The 17,581-nt window shown below is 52.3% G+C and carries 11 protein-coding genes; 4 read left to right on the top strand and 7 right to left on the bottom strand.

All coding sequences use genetic code 11. From position 1 onward, the window contains the following. Positions 1-293: 293 nt before the first annotated feature. Entirely contained in the window at positions 294-5,120 is a 4,827-nt protein-coding gene (locus tag ABC502_RS05755; protein WP_345915193.1) for an InlB B-repeat-containing protein, read from the top strand. Between the two features lie 30 nt (positions 5,121-5,150). Here ABC502_RS05755 and ABC502_RS05750 read toward each other — a convergent pair whose 3' ends face one another. Continuing rightward, a complete protein-coding gene (locus ABC502_RS05750) occupies positions 5,151-6,305 on the bottom strand; it encodes an iron-containing alcohol dehydrogenase (RefSeq protein WP_345915192.1) in 1,155 nt (384 codons plus the stop codon). Between the two features lie 212 nt (positions 6,306-6,517). Between ABC502_RS05750 and ABC502_RS05745 the strand changes: the two genes are divergently transcribed. Further along, on the top strand, positions 6,518-6,949 hold the full coding sequence (locus ABC502_RS05745; RefSeq protein WP_330086093.1) for a hypothetical protein: 432 nt from the start codon (positions 6,518-6,520) through the stop codon (positions 6,947-6,949). 26 nt (positions 6,950-6,975) lie between these two features. Continuing rightward, entirely contained in the window at positions 6,976-7,905 is a 930-nt protein-coding gene (locus tag ABC502_RS05740; protein WP_330086092.1) for an SPFH domain-containing protein, read from the top strand. 52 nt (positions 7,906-7,957) lie between these two features. Here ABC502_RS05740 and ABC502_RS05735 read toward each other — a convergent pair whose 3' ends face one another. Then, on the bottom strand, positions 7,958-8,983 hold the full coding sequence (locus ABC502_RS05735) for an SGNH/GDSL hydrolase family protein (protein ID WP_330086091.1): 1,026 nt from the start codon (positions 8,981-8,983) through the stop codon (positions 7,958-7,960). A gap of 341 nt (positions 8,984-9,324) precedes the next feature. Here ABC502_RS05735 and ABC502_RS05730 point away from each other — a divergent pair, with 341 nt between their 5' ends. Beyond that, a complete protein-coding gene (locus ABC502_RS05730) occupies positions 9,325-10,668 on the top strand; it encodes a Na+/H+ antiporter NhaC family protein (protein WP_345915191.1) in 1,344 nt (447 codons plus the stop codon). A gap of 11 nt (positions 10,669-10,679) precedes the next feature. Here ABC502_RS05730 and ABC502_RS05725 read toward each other — a convergent pair whose 3' ends face one another. The 5 genes from ABC502_RS05725 to ABC502_RS05705 form a co-directional block, all read right to left on the bottom strand. Next, complete coding sequence (locus ABC502_RS05725; RefSeq protein ID WP_330086089.1) at positions 10,680-11,495, bottom strand: M48 family metallopeptidase; 816 nt, start codon at positions 11,493-11,495, stop codon at positions 10,680-10,682. A gap of 143 nt (positions 11,496-11,638) precedes the next feature. Then, positions 11,639-12,772, bottom strand: coding sequence for a molecular chaperone DnaJ (gene dnaJ, locus ABC502_RS05720; RefSeq protein ID WP_330086088.1), 1,134 nt, complete (start codon positions 12,770-12,772; stop codon positions 11,639-11,641). A 56-nt stretch (positions 12,773-12,828) separates the two neighbouring features. After that, on the bottom strand, positions 12,829-14,739 hold the full coding sequence (gene dnaK / locus ABC502_RS05715) for a molecular chaperone DnaK (RefSeq protein ID WP_345915190.1): 1,911 nt from the start codon (positions 14,737-14,739) through the stop codon (positions 12,829-12,831). A 175-nt stretch (positions 14,740-14,914) separates the two neighbouring features. Continuing rightward, on the bottom strand, positions 14,915-16,540 hold the full coding sequence (locus ABC502_RS05710) for an NADP-dependent glyceraldehyde-3-phosphate dehydrogenase (RefSeq protein ID WP_345915189.1): 1,626 nt from the start codon (positions 16,538-16,540) through the stop codon (positions 14,915-14,917). Between the two features lie 76 nt (positions 16,541-16,616). After that, complete coding sequence (locus tag ABC502_RS05705; protein ID WP_330086085.1) at positions 16,617-17,573, bottom strand: sugar kinase; 957 nt, start codon at positions 17,571-17,573, stop codon at positions 16,617-16,619. Between the last annotated feature and the right edge of the window lie 8 nt (positions 17,574-17,581).

Genomic DNA, 17,581 nt, shown 5'->3' with positions numbered 1-17,581 from the left:
CCAGGCTCCGCCTTAGATGCTTTCATGGTTCATGATGAACGATTGTTCAGTAAAAAGGATTCCGTGCGATGAGAACATGCCACAAGCACCTGATTAACCTGCTTCTATTATGCTCATCTCTGCTCTTTTCAGCGGCAGTAAGTGCCACCGAATGTACGATTACATCCACGGTCTCAAATATCTCTGAACTCATTATTGCAGACGCTAATGATCACGCTATCGGACAAAGCTTTACCGCTTGTAAAGATGGCCGTATTAAAGAACTGCGATTGCTCAGTTTTTATGATGGTTCAATGTATCAAGGTGCAGGCCGTAATGAACTGGCAATCACCCTTTATCGTGGCGATGGCCTGGCCGGTGACTTGTTGGGAACTTTCACTTTTGAAACGGCAGTGCTGCATGAAGCCGCAGCACTGGATGATTATTCCATTTTATCAATGAGCGATGAAAATTTTGTCTTAAACAACGGGGAAGCCTATACCTTTTATTTTGCTGGTGGCGGCACCAACACCTTTTATACTTATGTTAATGATGCGAACAATGCTGTACCTGCTCCTTATCCAGGCGGTTCGCTTTACTTCGAGGGTAACCAGTTTCTGGATCGTGATCTGATGTTCCAACTGGTGATGGAGGATGCGCCCGTTGCCAATGCCCCTCCCACCGATATTCTGCTAAGCAGCAGCAGTGTGGCACAAAGTGGCGGCGTGAATGCTGTGGTTGGCAGCTTAAGCAGTGTCGACCCGGATGATGGCGATACCCACAGCTACCAATTGGTTGCCGGTGTTGGTGATAGCCACAATGCCCAATTTAATATCAGCGGCAGTCAGTTGCGCACCAACAATGCAGCGGCCATGGCCGCTGGTGATTACAGCGTGCGAATTCGCACCACCGACAGCGCCAGCAATACCTTCGAAAAAGCCTTTACCATCACCGTGCTGGACGATGTCCCGCCGGAGGTCAGCTCAGTGTCTGTGCCGGCAGCTGGCATTTACCGGGCGGGCTTATCGCTGGATTTCACCCTGAACCTGTCAGAAAACGTCACCGTCAACACCGCCGGTGGTACCCCGCGCTTGCAACTGTTCATCGGTGGCACGATCCGTTATGCCAGCTACCTGGCAGGCTCAGGCACCTCCAGCCTGGTCTTTCGCCACTCGGTACAGGCGGGTGATAATGATCTGGATGGTATTACACTGGTGGAACTGCAACCCAACGGTGGTTCCCTGCGCGATGCAGCCAACAACAATCTGCTACTTAGCTTAAACAACATTGGCAATACCAGTGCTGTGCTGGTGGATACCATGGCACCGAGCATCAGCACCATTACCAACCAGGAAATTATGGTGGGGGCCAATACCGGAGCTCTGCCTTTTACTGTAAGTGACAACCTCACTGCAGCCGGCAGTCTGAACGTCAACAGAGACAGCTCCAATACCACAGCTGTTCCGCTTGGCAATGTGGTACTAGGAGGAGCGGACAGCGCCCGAACTGTTACTGTGACTGGCAGCAGCGTTGGCGCATCCACCATCGCGGTTTATGTGGAAGATGCTGCCGGCAATATCAATGTCGAGACCTTTGTTGTCACCGTTGTTGCCCCCGGTTACACCGTCAATTTTGTCGACTGGGATGGCAGCCTGCTTAAAACAGAATCCGTTGCGGAGGGCAGCAGTGCCACCGCCCCGGCCAACCCCAGCCGTACCGGCTACAGCTTCACCGGCTGGAACCCCGCCGACTTTAGCAATATTACCGCCGATACCACCATCACAGCGCAGTACAGCATCAATAGCTATACACTAACCTTTGACTCCGCTGGTGGCACTGCCGTTGCCGCCATCACTCAGAATTTTGGCAGTGCCATTACCCCTCCAGCCAATCCTAGCCGAACCGGTTATCAATTTGCCGGTTGGAACCCGGCTATTCCGGCCACCATGCCGGCAGCAAACCAGACCCTGACAGCGCAGTGGACTGCTGAAAGCTATACAGTCAACTTTGTTGACTGGGATGCAACGGTACTGAAAACTGAAGTCGTTAACCATGGCAGCGGGGCAACTGCACCAGCGAACCCCATTCGCCCGGGCTATACTTTTACAGGTTGGAGCCCCAGCGATTTTAGTGTGATTACCACAGATACCACCATTACGGCACAATACAATGAGGCCAGCTATACTCTGACATTCGACAGCGCAGGAGGCTCTGCTGTAGCTGCAATCACTGCCAACTTTGGTACTGCCATCACCCCACCCGAACCACCTAGCCGAGAAGGCTTTGTCTTTGTGGGTTGGCAACCGGAGCTGCCTGCAACCATGCCAGCTGAGGATAGATTGCTCACAGCACAGTGGGAGCAAAGTCGCTTTCAGGTTTCAGCAAGCATCCATGGCGAAGGCAGCATAACGCCAGCCAGTCAGCAAATCGACTTTGGCAACAGTGCCAGCTTTGCGCTCAGTGTGGCAGAGGATACATTTGTACAAATCGACAGCAACTGTGCCGCCGCTCGCTCAGGCAATCAAGTGATTACTGCGGCGATCAAAGCCGACTGCGATATCAGTCTAACCATCCATTTGGCCATAACGCTTGAAGTAGAAGACAGCAGCCCGGCAGCTAGCCAGGAAACACGACGTTTCCGCCTTAGCAATGGCGCAGGTGAGCAAGTGTTAAGCGCCCTGCAACAGACCCGTAGCGGCACCACCGATTTCCTCGACCTGGCCGATGCTGCAACGTTGCTTACCATGCAGGACGATGGCAGCTACCTATTTACTGCTGAGCGCACCGGGCGTTATAGCTTTGAATTTACCGACTCCGTTTCTGGTGAGCAAGTGATGGTCAGTTTTGACGTACTGCCATTTATTGCCTTTACCGCCGCCAGCCAACCAGTGCAGCAAAATGTTCCGGCTCAACTTAGCATTTGGTTAAGTGATGAGCCAATTGACTACCCGGTACAGGTGCAGGTTCAAGGCAATCAAGCTAATGTGGCGAGCCATTTCGAACTAAATGCAATCGATAACCTACGCCGTGCATACACCATAACCGCTACCAGCGGCGATGCAGGAAACATTTCACTGCAAGACAGCAACCTTACCCAGGCTTTGCTGGGCTCACCGCACCACCATCATTTGCTGGTACAAACAGCACCACTGCCTTTAGCACTTGATGCCACAGTGATGCAAGCGGGTACTGCAGGCTTGGTGGTGCAGCGCAGTGGTGGTTTGGTAGAGCTAAGTGCCACAGAGCTGTCAGGGATTGCCGCCGACTATAACTGGCAAGGTGCGGGGCTGGAGATTACTCAAAGCGGTGCCACCGCCAGCTTTGATCCGTCCAGCCTGGCGACAGGCCGTCACTACCTGCAACTGACAGCAGAAGCCGGCGACCGCTTAGGTGAGTTGGAGCTGGCACTAAACGTCATAGCCGATTGCCCGGTCGCTGACTGCAGCAACAGCGGCATCAGCGGCATCCCCTCCAGCCAGAACCAGTTCAGCAACCAACCCAACCGTCTGCCTTTATGCCCACAAGGTCATGGCAACAACCGGGTGGCTCAGTGTCAGGGCCAGGCTGTTCTCTTTGCTGAAATACCTGGTTTGTACCAACTAACGCTTGGTTTGCATAGTGAATTTGAGTCATGGCAAAGTGGCCAATTTGGCCTGGCACTGCGTGAGGGCAGTCTCAACGATACCGGTTTCCGTCAGTTGGGTTTTCTTGTTAATCTGGATGTGGTGGGACTGCAAAGCCCTGGCGAGTCGGTGCCAGTAGCCATCCCCTTACCTGCAGGGCAAAGCATTCCAGCCAACGCCGTCTGGCGGAAGCTGGTCAATGGCCGGTGGCAGAACTTTGTTGAAGACAACGCCAACCGCATCGACAGTGCTCCGCGCAATGCACTTGGCAACTGTCCGGTAGTTTCATCAGATAACTGGCGCACCGGCTTGAACCAGGGCGATGGCTGCATCCGACTAACGATTGAAGATGGCGGACCAAATGACGATGATGGCCGCGCCAACAGTGTCATTCGTGATCCGGGCGTACTGGCACAACAACAAATGGCCAGTGTTTCCTTTGACAGTTCTGGTGGCAGCGAAGTCGCCACCATCACGGCCTTGGTTGGTAGCGCGCTGACAGCACCAGAACCACCATCGCGTGAAGGTTATACCTTCACTGGCTGGCTGCCAGAGTTTCCAGCCACCATGCCAGAAGATGATGTACAGCTTACCGCACAGTGGCAAATCAACCAGTACGTGATCCGCTTTGATGTGGATGGGGGCCAGGCTATCCCTGATCTGCTGCTGGATTTTGGTGCCACCATCAGTGAACCGACAGCCACACGCTCCGGTTATACCTTTAAAGGTTGGTCACCGGCCCTACCCGCCACTATGCCAGCACAAGATTTACAGGTCACAGCTCAATGGCAACCGAGCAGTGTCACTGTGACCTCAAGTGGCAGTAGCCTGGGTTTCGTCAGTGCCATATTGCTGGTGGTGTTTGTGATGCTGCGCCGCTATCACCAAAACAACCGCCTTAGAAGTGGCCTAAAAATGTTGACTGCCAGCCTGTTACTGCTGCCCATGACAGTATTTAGTCAGGACTGGTATCTAGGCGTGCAAGGAGGTGAGGCCAAAAGCCATAGCTCTGGTCACCTGGCAAGTGCAGTGGAACGCAAGCTCAATACGGCAGGTGTCACTGGAACCGTCACGCTCGAATCGAACTCAGACAAAGCCTATCGTCTGTTTGCTGGCTACCGGTGGAATCACTGGTTAGCAACAGAGTTCGGCTGGCTGGATTTAGGTGAGGCGGTATTGCATTACGATGGCCTGCCGGAGAATCAGCCCCAAGCCACATTGAAGGCTCAACCACAACGAGGCAGAGGCGCCGAGCTCAGTATGGTCGGCTCCTTTGCTCTGAATGAGTTCTGGCAGCCATATGTCCGATTGGCACTCTTTGATAACCGTAGCCGCTATCGATTTGAAGGGACTGCCGCGCAATCTTCCGAGCGCCAGCATCGTATTCGGCTGGGGGCCGAACTCGGTATAGGTTATCAGCTTAACACACAGCTACAACTAAGTGCTGCTGCTGCGCACTACAATACCGAGAACTTCAATACACGGATGTGGAGCCTGGGCCTGCGCTATTCATTCTAAGCACAAGCCCAGGATGCTGTAGGTATGACGTTATAAAGCTGCTTGCAAAATACGCCGGGAAACATCCGGCGTTATATCGCCATGCTCGCCCAACTTCACCATTTTATGCTGTACCAGGCGATCCACCATGGTATCAATGGCACTGGCGTCAATGCCATAATCGGCTAATCGGGTTGGTACACCCATCTGTTCAAAGAAAGCGCGGGTATGACTAATGGCTTCATCAATCAAACGCTCTTCGTCCTGATGGGCTAACTGCCAAACCCGTTTGCCATATTGCAGCAACTTGTCACGCTTCTGCTGACGTTGCTGCTGCATCAGAGCCGGCAAAACAATAGCCAGCGTTTGCGCATGATCCAGACCGTGCAAGGCCGTGATTTCATGGCCTATCATATGAGTGGCCCAATCTTGCGGCACTCCGACCCCAATAAGGCCATTCAGCGCCATGGTTGCCGCCCACATCACATTGGCACGAACCGCATAATCCTCCGGCCGTTCCAGCGCCTGAGGTCCCTGTTCAATCAGGGTTTGCAGCAAGCCTTCAGCAAAACGATCCTGCACCGGTGCGTTCGCCGGATACGTCAGGTACTGCTCCATCACATGAACAAAGGCATCGACCACACCATTGGCAACCTGACGGGGCGGCAAACTAAAGGTGGTGGTCGGATCTAAGATGGCAAATTGTGGATACACCAGTGGGCTGGAGAAGGCCATTTTTTCCTGGGTGCTGTAGCGGGTTACCACCGAGTTCCCATTGCTCTCAGAGCCAGTGGCAGGCAGTGTCAAGACACAGCCTAGCGGGATCGCTTGCTGCACTTTGGCTTTACCACAGAGCAGATCCCAAGCATCACCATCATAGCAAGCTGCGGCAGCAATAAATTTGCTGCCGTCAATCACGCTGCCACCACCCACCGCTAAAATAAAATCCAGCTGTTCGCTTTTTAGCAAGTCCGATGCTTTTAGTAAGGTATCAAAGGACGGATTCGGCTCAATACCGCCAAATTCAAAATAAACTTTGCCTGTCAGTGCAGCCTTAACTTGCTCATAAACCCCATTTTTTTTAATGGAGCCACCGCCATAAGTGAATAATACTCGTGCCCCCTCAGGAATAAGCGCAGCCAGCTCAGCAATTTGCTGTTCTCCGAATACAATTCGAGTCGGGTTGTAAAAAGTAAAATTTTGCATAAAAACTCCTGAGTAAATTGACGCCTATAGTACGCAACGCTTGCTTAACAGTATCACTTTTACTGATAAAAACACCGTACCTTCCCCACCGTTTGCCGAACTTTTACCCAAATAGTGGGCTGTCGCTAAACCCTGTTACAAAAAGAAAGTAGGGCTTAGCGTCAAAGCTTAGTATAGTAGTGTGAACCAAGTTGCAATTTAAGGAAATCAAGATGTTGGCATTGGTCTGGTTTATTATTGCCATTGCATTTGGCATTGTGGAACTGATGACAGGTACCTTCGTTATTTTAGCTATCTCAATGGGGGCATTTTCAGCCGCTATTAGCAGTTGGCTGTTTGCGCTGAGCTTTACCCAATCGCTGTTTGTGTTTGCTTTTGGCTGTCTGATGTTTTTACCACTATCATTCTGGTTGCGAAAAAAAGGGTTGGGCACTTCCAAAGCCGTCAATCTGGCAGAACCGGGTTACCAGCAAAGTGTGGTGTTAGAGCTGCATGGCGACAAATTAGTCGCTAAAATGAGCGGCAGTTTCTATCCGGTAAAAGCAGAGCCAAGCGGTGATAACTCGAGCTGGTTGCAAGCTGGTCAGGAGGTGAAAGTCTGTCGTATTGATGGCATTACCTTGCTGGTCGCACCAAAAGACTAGATCAACTTAAACACAAGGAGCAAAGTATGGATTTAGCATTGATTTTATTACTCGGGGTGGCAGGTTTTGCCATCGTTTTAATTCTGAACAATATCTTTATCGTGCGAAACAGCGAATGCATGGTAATTGAGCGCTTGGGTACCTACAACCGTACCTTGCAATCCGGCATTCAGATTACTGTACCGTTTATTGAGAAACCGCGCCCTATCATTATGCTGCGCAACCTGAAATTCGTTGAAACACCCCGTATTGATCTGCGTGAAGCGGTCCTGGACTTTCCAGGCCAGAGCGTTATCACCAAAGACAACGTCACGGTCACCATCAATGGTGTGCTCTATTTCCGGATCCTGGATCCGGTCAGAGCAGTGTACGAAGTGGAAAACATCATCCAGGCAGTCGAAGTACTGGCTAAAACCTCATTGCGGGCAGAGATCGGCCGGATGGAACTGGACTCTATTTTCGAGTCGCGTGAGGAAATCAACGAACGGCTGCGCCTGGTGCTGGATGATGCCGGCAATGGCTGGGGCATCAAAGTAGTGCGGGTAGAGCTGCTGGATATTGCACCGCCAATCGATGTTGAGGAAGCGATGCGCAAGCAAATGACCGCTGAGCGTCAGCGCCGCGCCACCGTGACCGAAGCGGAAGGTGAAAAGCAAGCCGCCATTGCCCGGGCTCAGGGTGAACGGGAAGCCGCCATTTTAAGTGCCCAGGGTGAAAAAGAAGCCGCAATTTTGCGCGCTCAGGGTCAGCGTAAAGCAATTGAGGAAGTATTATCATCCGGAGATGGCCAGCTCAGCTCCGATACGGTTATTGGCTATTTGCTTGGTCGTGAATATCTGCAAACCCTGCCCAATATCGCCAAAGAAGGTGATCGCATCTTCCTGCCAATTGAAACCAGCAATGTGCTTGGCTCCGTCGGAGCCATTCAGGAATTGCTTAGTGGTAAAAAGTTCTAACAGTTTTACCTAAGAAACGGGCCGCATCGCGGCCCGTTTTTTTGCTTCGAGCTTATGCCCGTCGACGCAGGCGTATCAACATCAAACCAGCAACCAGCAACAGCAAGGTAGCAGGCGCTGGTACCTGGAAAGTCACCGTTTGACCGGATGCAAGTAAAGCATAGGCTTCGCGACCAAGTACCTGATGTGCCCGGCTGGTAGGATGGATTTCATCCCAAAACACGTAGGTATGGGCATTGGCACAGCTGACCTCAGAAGCAGCTCCGAGAAAATTTCTCCTAATAGAGCGGCATTCTCCGGTTGTATTTACAAAACCTTCAGAAGCAGGATCTGACAGGATTGAATTAAAAATACCAAAGACATCCAGCATATAGATATCAACCTGATATTGGCTCGCCAAACTGATCAACATAAGTTGCAATGCCTGATTCCACAAGGTACTAACTTCATTGCCTGAGCCACTGTTTGCCCCACTGCGAAACTCTGGAATACTGCCAAGATCCGGCAAATTTGGTACTAATAAAGTAGAGGCCCCCCCCAGGATCATTTCAGTCAGCATGGTCTGAAAGTTCCCCATGATAGAGGTGATCATCATTAGTGGCGCAGAGCTTCCCACCAGATCTCGCATATCATTGCCACCAGCCCAGACTACATAAAGTGCAGCAGGATCCATCACAGCGCCACCAAAGCGATTTTGATAGGTATCCCACTGACGAAGCACACCAGCGGATACACCAGTAGCATTGTCAATTCGAGCACCTCCGTAGGCAAAGTTATTACCTCCGGCACTGGAGCGTGAAGTACTTAATCCCAAATCATCTGCCATAAACTCATGCCACAGATCGCCATTGGAAAAGCGTCCATTCGAACCATAGCCAGCCTCGGCAGCGATAGGTCCCCAACTACCCAATGGAACTGCCGCTCTGGTATTACCGGTATCGGACAAACTATCACCAAAGATATACATATCCGAGAACATCGGTGCAGACAGTGCGGGAGTTGCCAGTAAAGTGAAGACCAGTGCGGTGAAAAAGGTTTGAAGTCTTATGAGTTGTTGCTTAAATAGTTTTATTTTCATAGTTATCTACCCTGTTTGTTGTTTTTATTCAGGCGTTAAACACGCCGTCCAAGGTTCATCGCAAAAATTATGCCTGTTTTTTAAACAGCATGATTTATCAACTTATCGGAGGTCTTATCAGATGAGAAACAGCTGAACTGTAAAGTTATTTGACATAGCCGATTCCTGCAAATTTGCTAACACCACAAGCGGCAGCTACTGATCAGAGCAGTTAACCGTTTAAAAGCATTGAATGCACAAAGAAAATACCGTAAAGGATAGTGACAGACAGATTGATAAGGCGTTGACAGGACGTCTGGACATCTATATAGTCAGCGCATTTTACTGGTCGGAGATGATGCATGCCAGAACATTTGATGGTTACCCCACGCCAGTATGGCGCCCTCGCCTTTTTACCACTGGCCAGTTTTGTGCTGCTGTTTTTAGGCGCCGGGCTTTACTACCAAAGCCAGGGAGTGGATTATGCCTTTTATCAACTACCGGCCCATATTGCTGTATTACCGGCGCTGATCATTGCCATGCTGCTGCACCGCACCTCGATGCAACAAGCGGTGGAAACCCTGATCCGCGGTGCCGGCCAGAATACCATTTTAACCATGTGCCTGATTTACCTGCTGGCCGGTGCTTTTTCCAGTGTCGCGGTAGCCACCGGTGGTGTTGATGCCGTGGTCAATGCCGGCCTCAGTTTGGTGCCGCCTTCCCTGTTGGTCCCAGGGTTGTTTCTGATTGCTGCTTTAATCGCTTTGGCGATGGGTACTTCCATGGGTACCATTGGCGCTTTAGCTCCTATTGCCGTGGTACTGGCAGAGCAAACTGGCTTATCGCCGGTATTGCTGGCTGGAGCCTTACTGGGCGGTGCCATGTTTGGCGATAACCTCTCCATTATTTCCGATACCACCATTGCCTCCACCCGTACCCAGGGCGCACGGATGAAAGATAAATTTCGCGAAAATCTGAAACTGGCACTACCGGCTGCTGCTATCGTGCTATTAGGCTACATCTGGTTTGGCAGTGTACCGGTCGAGATTGCTGCCAAAGAGTTCAGCTGGAGCGCAGCCCTGCCCTATGTAGCGATTTTGGTGCTGGCAGTAGCGGGACTCAATGTTTTTGCGGTGCTGGCACTTGGTATAGTGCTGGCAGCTTTGCAAGGGGCCTGGTTTGGTGACTATCCGCTGGGCAACCTTGGCCAGGATATGGCCTCTGGCTTTGCCTCGATGCAGGAGATTTTCTTACTATCGATGTTTATTGGTGGTCTGGGCGAGTTTATCAAGCAGCAAGGTGGCCTGGGCTGGCTGTCATCCCGGCTCAGTGCTTTCTTTGATAAAGTGAAAATGAAAGCCGAGCGCAGTGGCCAGCTTGGCATCGCCAGCCTGGTGTTTGGTACCAATCTCTGCGTCGCCAACAACACCGTTGCCATTGTGATCAGTGGTGATATCAGCCGTAAACTGGCAGAAAACCATGGCATTACGCCCAAACGCAGTGCCAGCTTGCTGGATATTTTTGCCTGCATCAGTCAGGGCCTGCTGCCTTATGGTGCTCAGGCCCTGCTGCTGGCTGCCAGCTTTGGTTTAAGCCCCTGGCAGGTGGTCAGTGCCAGCTTTTACTGCATGGCGCTGGCAGTAGTAGCCTTGCTTTGGTTGCTGTTAAAGCCAATCACAGCAACCAAGCCTGACTTACAACAGTAACTGGCAGAGTATTACAGCGGGCCCGGGCTGCCACAGTTCGGCAGATTACCCTGAGCCCGGCGCTGCTGGTAAGTCGCTAACGCTTGCGGCATCCGTTGTTGCAGTGCCCGGATACGGTTCTCAGGTACCGGGTGGCTGGATAGCAGTTCAGGGCTGCGCTGGCCGCCACTGGCCGCTGCCATATTGCGCCATAAATCCACCGCCTGCTCCGGGTTAAAGCCGGCCTGCGCCATCAGATCCAGCCCGATAATATCGGCTTCGCTCTCATGTTCACGGCTAAAAGGCAGCAACAAACCGACCTGTGAACCCAACCCCAGCCCAGCCATCATCTCCTGTTGAAAACGAAGATTGGCAGCACGGGTTGCCGCATCGGTTAATACCAACCCGGTTTGCACCAGTTGACTGCGTGATAATCGCTCATTAGCGTGCCCAGCCATCACATGACCAATTTCATGGCCCATCACCGCTGCTAATTGATGCTGATTCTCTGCTACTTTTAGCAAACCGGTGTAGACGCCAATTTTACCGCCAGGTAGGGCAAAGGCATTGACCTGATCATCGGCAAACACCACTACTTCCCACTCATTACCCATGTACTGCTCTGGCGTGACTTTCAGCAAAGCATCGGCGATGCACTGCACATAACGCTGCGTTTGACGGTTGTCTGAAATGGTCAGCTCTTCTTTCATGGCTTCAAAGGTCTGTGCTCCCATGCCACTGAGCTGGCTTTCATTGAACAACATAATTTGCCGGCGCCCGGTTGGTGACTGAGCGCAGGCGGCCAAGATAAGTACTGCCACTACGGCAATCAGGAAAAACTTACGCATGATGATATCCCTATGAAAGACTGTTTATTTATTGTATCTGAGGCTGGCAGAATCACCAATGATAAAAAAAACCGCAGCACTATTGCTGCGGTTTAGGACTGCGGTTTTGAGCTGTGGTTTCTAACAAAAAACCAAGCAATGATTTAACTGGTTAAATCATCAAAGAACTTTTTCACGCCATCGAAAAAACCTTTGGATTTGGGTCTGTGCCTGGCTTCGCTGTCACCGGCCATGGTCGCATCCAGTTGGCGCAACAGCTCTTTTTGCTGCTCGCTCAGATTGACCGGGGTTTCAATCACCACCTTGCACACCAGGTCGCCAACTCCACCGCCACGCACCGACTGCACGCCTTTGCCGCGCAAACGGAACATTTTCTCGGTTTGGGTCTCAGCCGGAATTTTCAGCTTAACCCGGCCATCCAACGTCGGTACCGCAATTTCACCACCGAGCGCTGCTGTGGCAAAGCTAATAGGCACATCGCAGTACAGGTTGTTGCCATCACGCACAAAGATGGGGTGCTCTTTCACATGGACCTGCACATAGAGATCACCTGCCGGTGCACCATGCATACCCGCTTCGCCTTCGCCACTTAAACGAATGCGATCGCCGGTATCAACACCGGCCGGAATTTTCACTGACAGGGTTTTGGTTTTCTCCACCCGGCCTTCGCCATGGCATTTACTGCATGGGTCCGGAATAATTTTACCGCGGCCATGACAGGTCGGGCAGGTTTGCTGCACGGCAAAAAAGCCCTGCCGCATGGTAACCTGACCCGCACCATGACAGGTTGGGCAGGTCTTGGCCGAAGTGCCTTTTTTCGCACCACTGCCATCGCAGCTGTCGCAAGACACCCAGGTTGGTACCTTGATATCCACCGACTTGCCACGCACGGCATCTTCCAGGCTCAGTTCCAGGTTGTAGCGCAGATCGGAGCCACGCTGCGCCCGCGACTGACCGCGACGGCCACCGCCACCAAAAATATCGCCAAACACATCACCGAAAATATCGCCAAAGTCGGCATTGCCACCAAAGCCACCAGCACCACGGCTTGGATCCACGCCGTCGTGACCATAGCGATCGTAGGCCGCACGCTTTTGCTCATCCGTCAGAACTTCATGCGCTTCCTGGATTTCCTTGAATTTCACTTCAAGATCCTTATCGCCTTTGGTTCTGTCCGGGTGATACTTCATCGCCAGACGTTTGTAGGCCTTTTTGATGTCTTTGACATCGGCGCCTTTCTCGACGCCCAGTACTTCATAATAGTCACGCTTTGACATAGATACGGGCTAACTTATGTTAGAGGGCTGCGCCAGAGCGCAGCCCGGGTGGAACATTACTTGTCGTCTTTGACTTCTTCGAACTCAGCATCGACCACATCGTCGGCTGCACCGGCATCACTGGCATTGGCTTCACCACCGCCTTGCTGGGCCTTCTTCTGCGCCGCCTCCATCAGCTTTTGCGCCGCCTGCATCAAAGCTTCCGACTTAGCTTCAATATCCGCCTTGTCGTTGCCTTTGATGGCCGTTTCCAGCTCGCTGATCGCCGCTTCAATGGCTTCCTTGTCGTTAGTTGCCAAATCGCTGCCGGCTTCTTCCAACTGCTTGCGGGTACCATGCACCAGCGCATCGGCTTGGTTACGGGTTTGTACCAGCTCTTCAAACTTTTTGTCTTCCTCGGCATGGGCTTCAGCATCGCGCACCATGGCCTGGATTTCGTCATCGCTCAGGCCAGAAGACGACTTGATGGTAATCTTTTGCTCTTTGCCGGTGTCTTTGTCTTTGGCCGACACATGCAAGATGCCATCCGCATCCAAATCGAAGGTGACTTCAATTTGTGGCTCGCCACGACGACCGGCACGGATACCTTCCAGGTTAAACTGCCCCAGCGACTTGTTGTCGGCCGAGCGCTTACGCTCACCCTGCAGCACATGAATCGTTACTGCCGACTGATTGTCTTCTGCCGTGGAGAACACCTGCGACTTCTTGGTCGGAATAGTGGTGTTTTTCTCGATCAGGCTGGTCATCACACCGCCCATGGTTTCAATACCCAATGACAGTGGGGTAACGTCCAGCAGCAGCACGTCTTTAACATCACCTGACAGTACAGCACCCTGCACCGCAGCACCTACCGCAACGGCTTCGTCCGGGTTGACGTCTTTGCGTGGCTCTTTGCCGAAGAATTCAGTCACCGCCTGCTGCACTTTTGGCATCCGAGTTTGGCCACCGACCAGAATGATTTCGTCGATGTCACCGACGCTCAAGTCAGCATCGTTCAGCGCTACTTTCAATGGGTCCAGCGTACGCTTCACCAAATCTTCTACCAAGGACTCCAGCTTGGCGCGGGTCACCTTGATATTCAAGTGCTTAGGACCGGAAGCATCGGCCGTGATGTACGGCAGGTTGACTTCGGTCTGAGAGGCAGAAGACAGCTCAATCTTGGCTTTCTCGGCCGACTCTTTTAAGCGCTGCATCGCCAATGGATCGTTGCGCAGATCAATGCCCTGCTCTTTTTTGAACTCATCGACCAGGTAGTTGATCAAGCGGTTGTCGAAGTCTTCACCACCTAAGTGAGTGTCACCATTGGTGGCCAGTACTTCAAAAGTTTGCTCGCCATCAACATCGTCGATTTCGATGATGGAAATATCAAAGGTACCGCCACCTAAATCGTACACTGCGATTTTGGCGTCGCCTTTTTTCTTGTCCATGCCATACGCCAGTGCTGCTGCCGTTGGCTCGTTGATGATGCGTTTTACATCAAGGCCTGCAATGCGACCGGCATCTTTGGTGGCCTGACGCTGTGCATCGTTAAAGTAAGCTGGTACGGTAATAACGGCTTCGGTCACTGCTTCGCCCAGGAAATCCTCGGCGGTTTTCTTCATCTTTTTCAGCACTTCGGCAGAAATCTGCGGCGCTGCCATTTTTTTGCCTTTGACTTCAACCCAGGCATCGCCATTGTCGGCTTTGACAATTTTGAATGGCATGATGCTGACATCGCGCTGCACTTCTTCGTCTTCAAAACGACGACCAATCAGACGCTTGATGGCAAATAAGGTATTTTGTGGGTTCGTCACCGCCTGACGCTTGGCTGGCTGGCCGACCAAAGTCTCGCCATCATCGGTGTAGGCGATGATGGAAGGCGTGGTGCGGGTGCCTTCGGCATTTTCAATCACGCGTGGTTTGTCGCCGTCTAATACAGCAACACAAGAGTTGGTTGTACCCAAGTCGATACCAATAATTCTACCCATAACGGCTCTCCAAATCTAATTCAGAACAGATAATTTCGTGTTAGCAGCTTAATGGGGATTAACCATACTGGATTCAAGGATACGGATTTAAATTTTTTCTACCTCCGGCCACGGTTCAGCCATCCGACAGAGCAAAGGGGCACCAAGTCCCCTTTTATCTGCCGCTCATGTGTGGCTAAAACAAAAAGTCGGTCGAGACAAAGTGCGAGCTGCGTTGCTGCACCATGGCTTTGATCAGCTCGATATCTGCCGGTTGGTACTTGGCAGCCACCACGGTCGGGGTAGAGAATTGCCGCAGCGCATCCACCACAGAGAGCGTGCCTTCGGCCGAGTCTTTACGGCCATTGAACGGAAAGCTGTCCGGTCCACGCTGACACTGACTGTTGATATTGATGCGACCCACCTGATTGCTAAACAGATCCACCAGCTCACCCAGTTGGACCGGATCCTGGCCAAACAGGCTCAATTGCTGACCAAAATTGGAGTGAATCACATAATCAATCGCCTGCTGCACATCCTGATACGGTACCACCGGAATCAAGGGGCCAAACTGCTCTTCATGATACAGCCGCATCTTGGCATTGACCGGATACAAAATCGCAGGCCGAAACAAAGAACCCATACGTTCGCCGCCGTCGGCATTGCAAACCCTTGCACCCTTTGCGGTCGCATCGTCCAGCAACGCCCGAAGAAAGTCGGTTTTGCCTGGCTCTGGCAACGGAGTAATTTTCACACCCGACTGCCAGGGCATGCCCAGGGGCAATTGCTCAACCGCTGTGGTCAGCGCCGCCAAAAACTCATCGACCAGGCTTTGATGCACAAACAAAATTTTTAATGCGGTGCAGCGCTGGCCATTAAACGACAAAGTACCGGCCACGCATTCTGCCACGGTGCGGTTAAGATCAGCATCCGGTAGCACGATGGCCGGATTTTTAGCATCCAGCCCCAGCACAGCACGCAGTCGGTGCGGTTTGGGGTGCATTTTTTTCAGATCACTGGCCCCTTTGTTGGTGCCAATAAAAGCGAAGAGGTCAATCTTGCCACTTTCCATCAAAACACCAACCGTATCGCGGCCCCGGCCATAAATCACGTTGATCACCCCGGCAGGGAAGCTGTCGCGAAAGGCCTGCAACAATGGCTCTATCAACAAGACACCGTACTTTGCCGGCTTAAAGATCACGGTATTGCCCATAATCAGCGCTGGGATCAAGGTGGTAAAGGTTTCATTCAATGGGTAATTGAAGGGCCCCATGCACAAGGCAACCCCCACCGGCACCCGGCGAATCTTGCCTAAGGTCCCCTCTTCAATCACAAAGTGGCTGGCTGCTCTGTCCTGCTGTTTCAGCGCCACTATGGTATCGCGGATGTAATCGCAGGTGCGGTCAAATTCTTTGGCTGCATCGGGGTAGGTTTTGCCGATTTCCCACATCAGCAGCTGGATCACCTGATCGCGTTTTTGCTGCATCTGTGTCAGAAACTGTTCGACATGCTGAATGCGTTCCAGTACCGGCATGCGTGGCCAGACACCGCGCCCTAAATCGTAGGCTGCTACCGCTGCATCCAACGCTTGCAGCGCTGTGTCGGCATCCAGCAGTGGCGTATAGCCGAGCAACAACGGCTGTAACGCCTCACTCTCATCGTGCTGCACTCGTTGCTGGACAGGACTATACACTGGGCTAAGCTCACCGGGCCATGCCAGCAACTCACCATTAAGCAAATAGTCCCGCTGGGTCAGCGGATGCTGTGCCGGACAATCGGCCGGCAGCTCGGCTGCCGTTGGAAAAAAGCGTACTAAACTCATGTTGGACTCCTTCGTTTGCAGGGTTGCCTGAGGAGTGGCCTGGTTGTTGTTGTCCGGTCGTCCGGATCTTGCTTTATTAACTGATAAAAGTGGATGGGCGATGGCGTGACCAAAAGCGCTGAAAATGCTCTTTATTGACGATAGCGCCGGTATGCTCCACCACAAAAGCTGCCAGCCTGGCGGCGTATTTCACTGCATCTTCCGGCGCGACGCCGGCCAGCCGGGCCGCAAGATAACCCCCATTAAAAGAATCACCTGCCGCAGTGGTATCCACCACTTTTTTCACCTGATGCGCCGGCGCGGCAAAGCCTTCATCCAGATAAGTCCCAACCACGCCATTTTTGCCATCTTTCACAATAATCTCAGCCACATCCAGTTGCTGTAAAAATGCCTGCACCTCGGCCACAGTGCTGTGTTCAAACAGCACCTTGTGATCGTCCAGCCCCGGCATGGCAATGTCCGCCAACTGATAGGCCTCGGTAAAGGCTGCACGGCATGCGTCCTGGCTGCTCCAAAGCGCTGGCCGGTAGTTCGGATCAAACACCACCTGGCTGCCATGGGCTTTTAGCTGGTGAATCAGGTCGAACAAAGCCCGCCGATCGGCATCGGATAAAATGGCCAGGCTGATGCCGGAGAAATAAAACATGTCCGCCCCCAGCAACTGCTCCACAGAGGACTGGCTGGCAAAGCACTGCATCACCTGACGGGCCGCTGAGGTTTCACGCCAGTAGACAAAACTGCGCTCACCATAAGCATCGGTGTTGATCATGTACAGGCCTGGCCGGGCACCTTTGGCTCTAAGCATCAACTGAGTATCCAGCTTCTCACGCTCGACCGCCCGCACCAGTTTATCGCTGATCAAATCGGTGCCGACCGCGGTAAAAAACTGCACGTCGACCGGCTGTTCGCAGCTGCGCTTCAGATACACAGCAGTATTAAACACATCACCGGCAAAGGACTGATGGTAGACATTCTCAACCAACTGATACATTTCCACCATGCACTCGCCCATCATCACCATGCGTTTTTTCATCCATTGCT

Origin of the sequence: Alkalimonas sp. NCh-2 (assembly GCF_039631345.1) — a bacterium.
Taxonomy (GTDB): domain Bacteria; phylum Pseudomonadota; class Gammaproteobacteria; order Enterobacterales; family Alteromonadaceae; genus Alkalimonas; species Alkalimonas mucilaginosa.
Note: the sequence above shows the minus strand (reverse complement) of the source record. Positions and strands in the feature narration are given on the sequence as shown.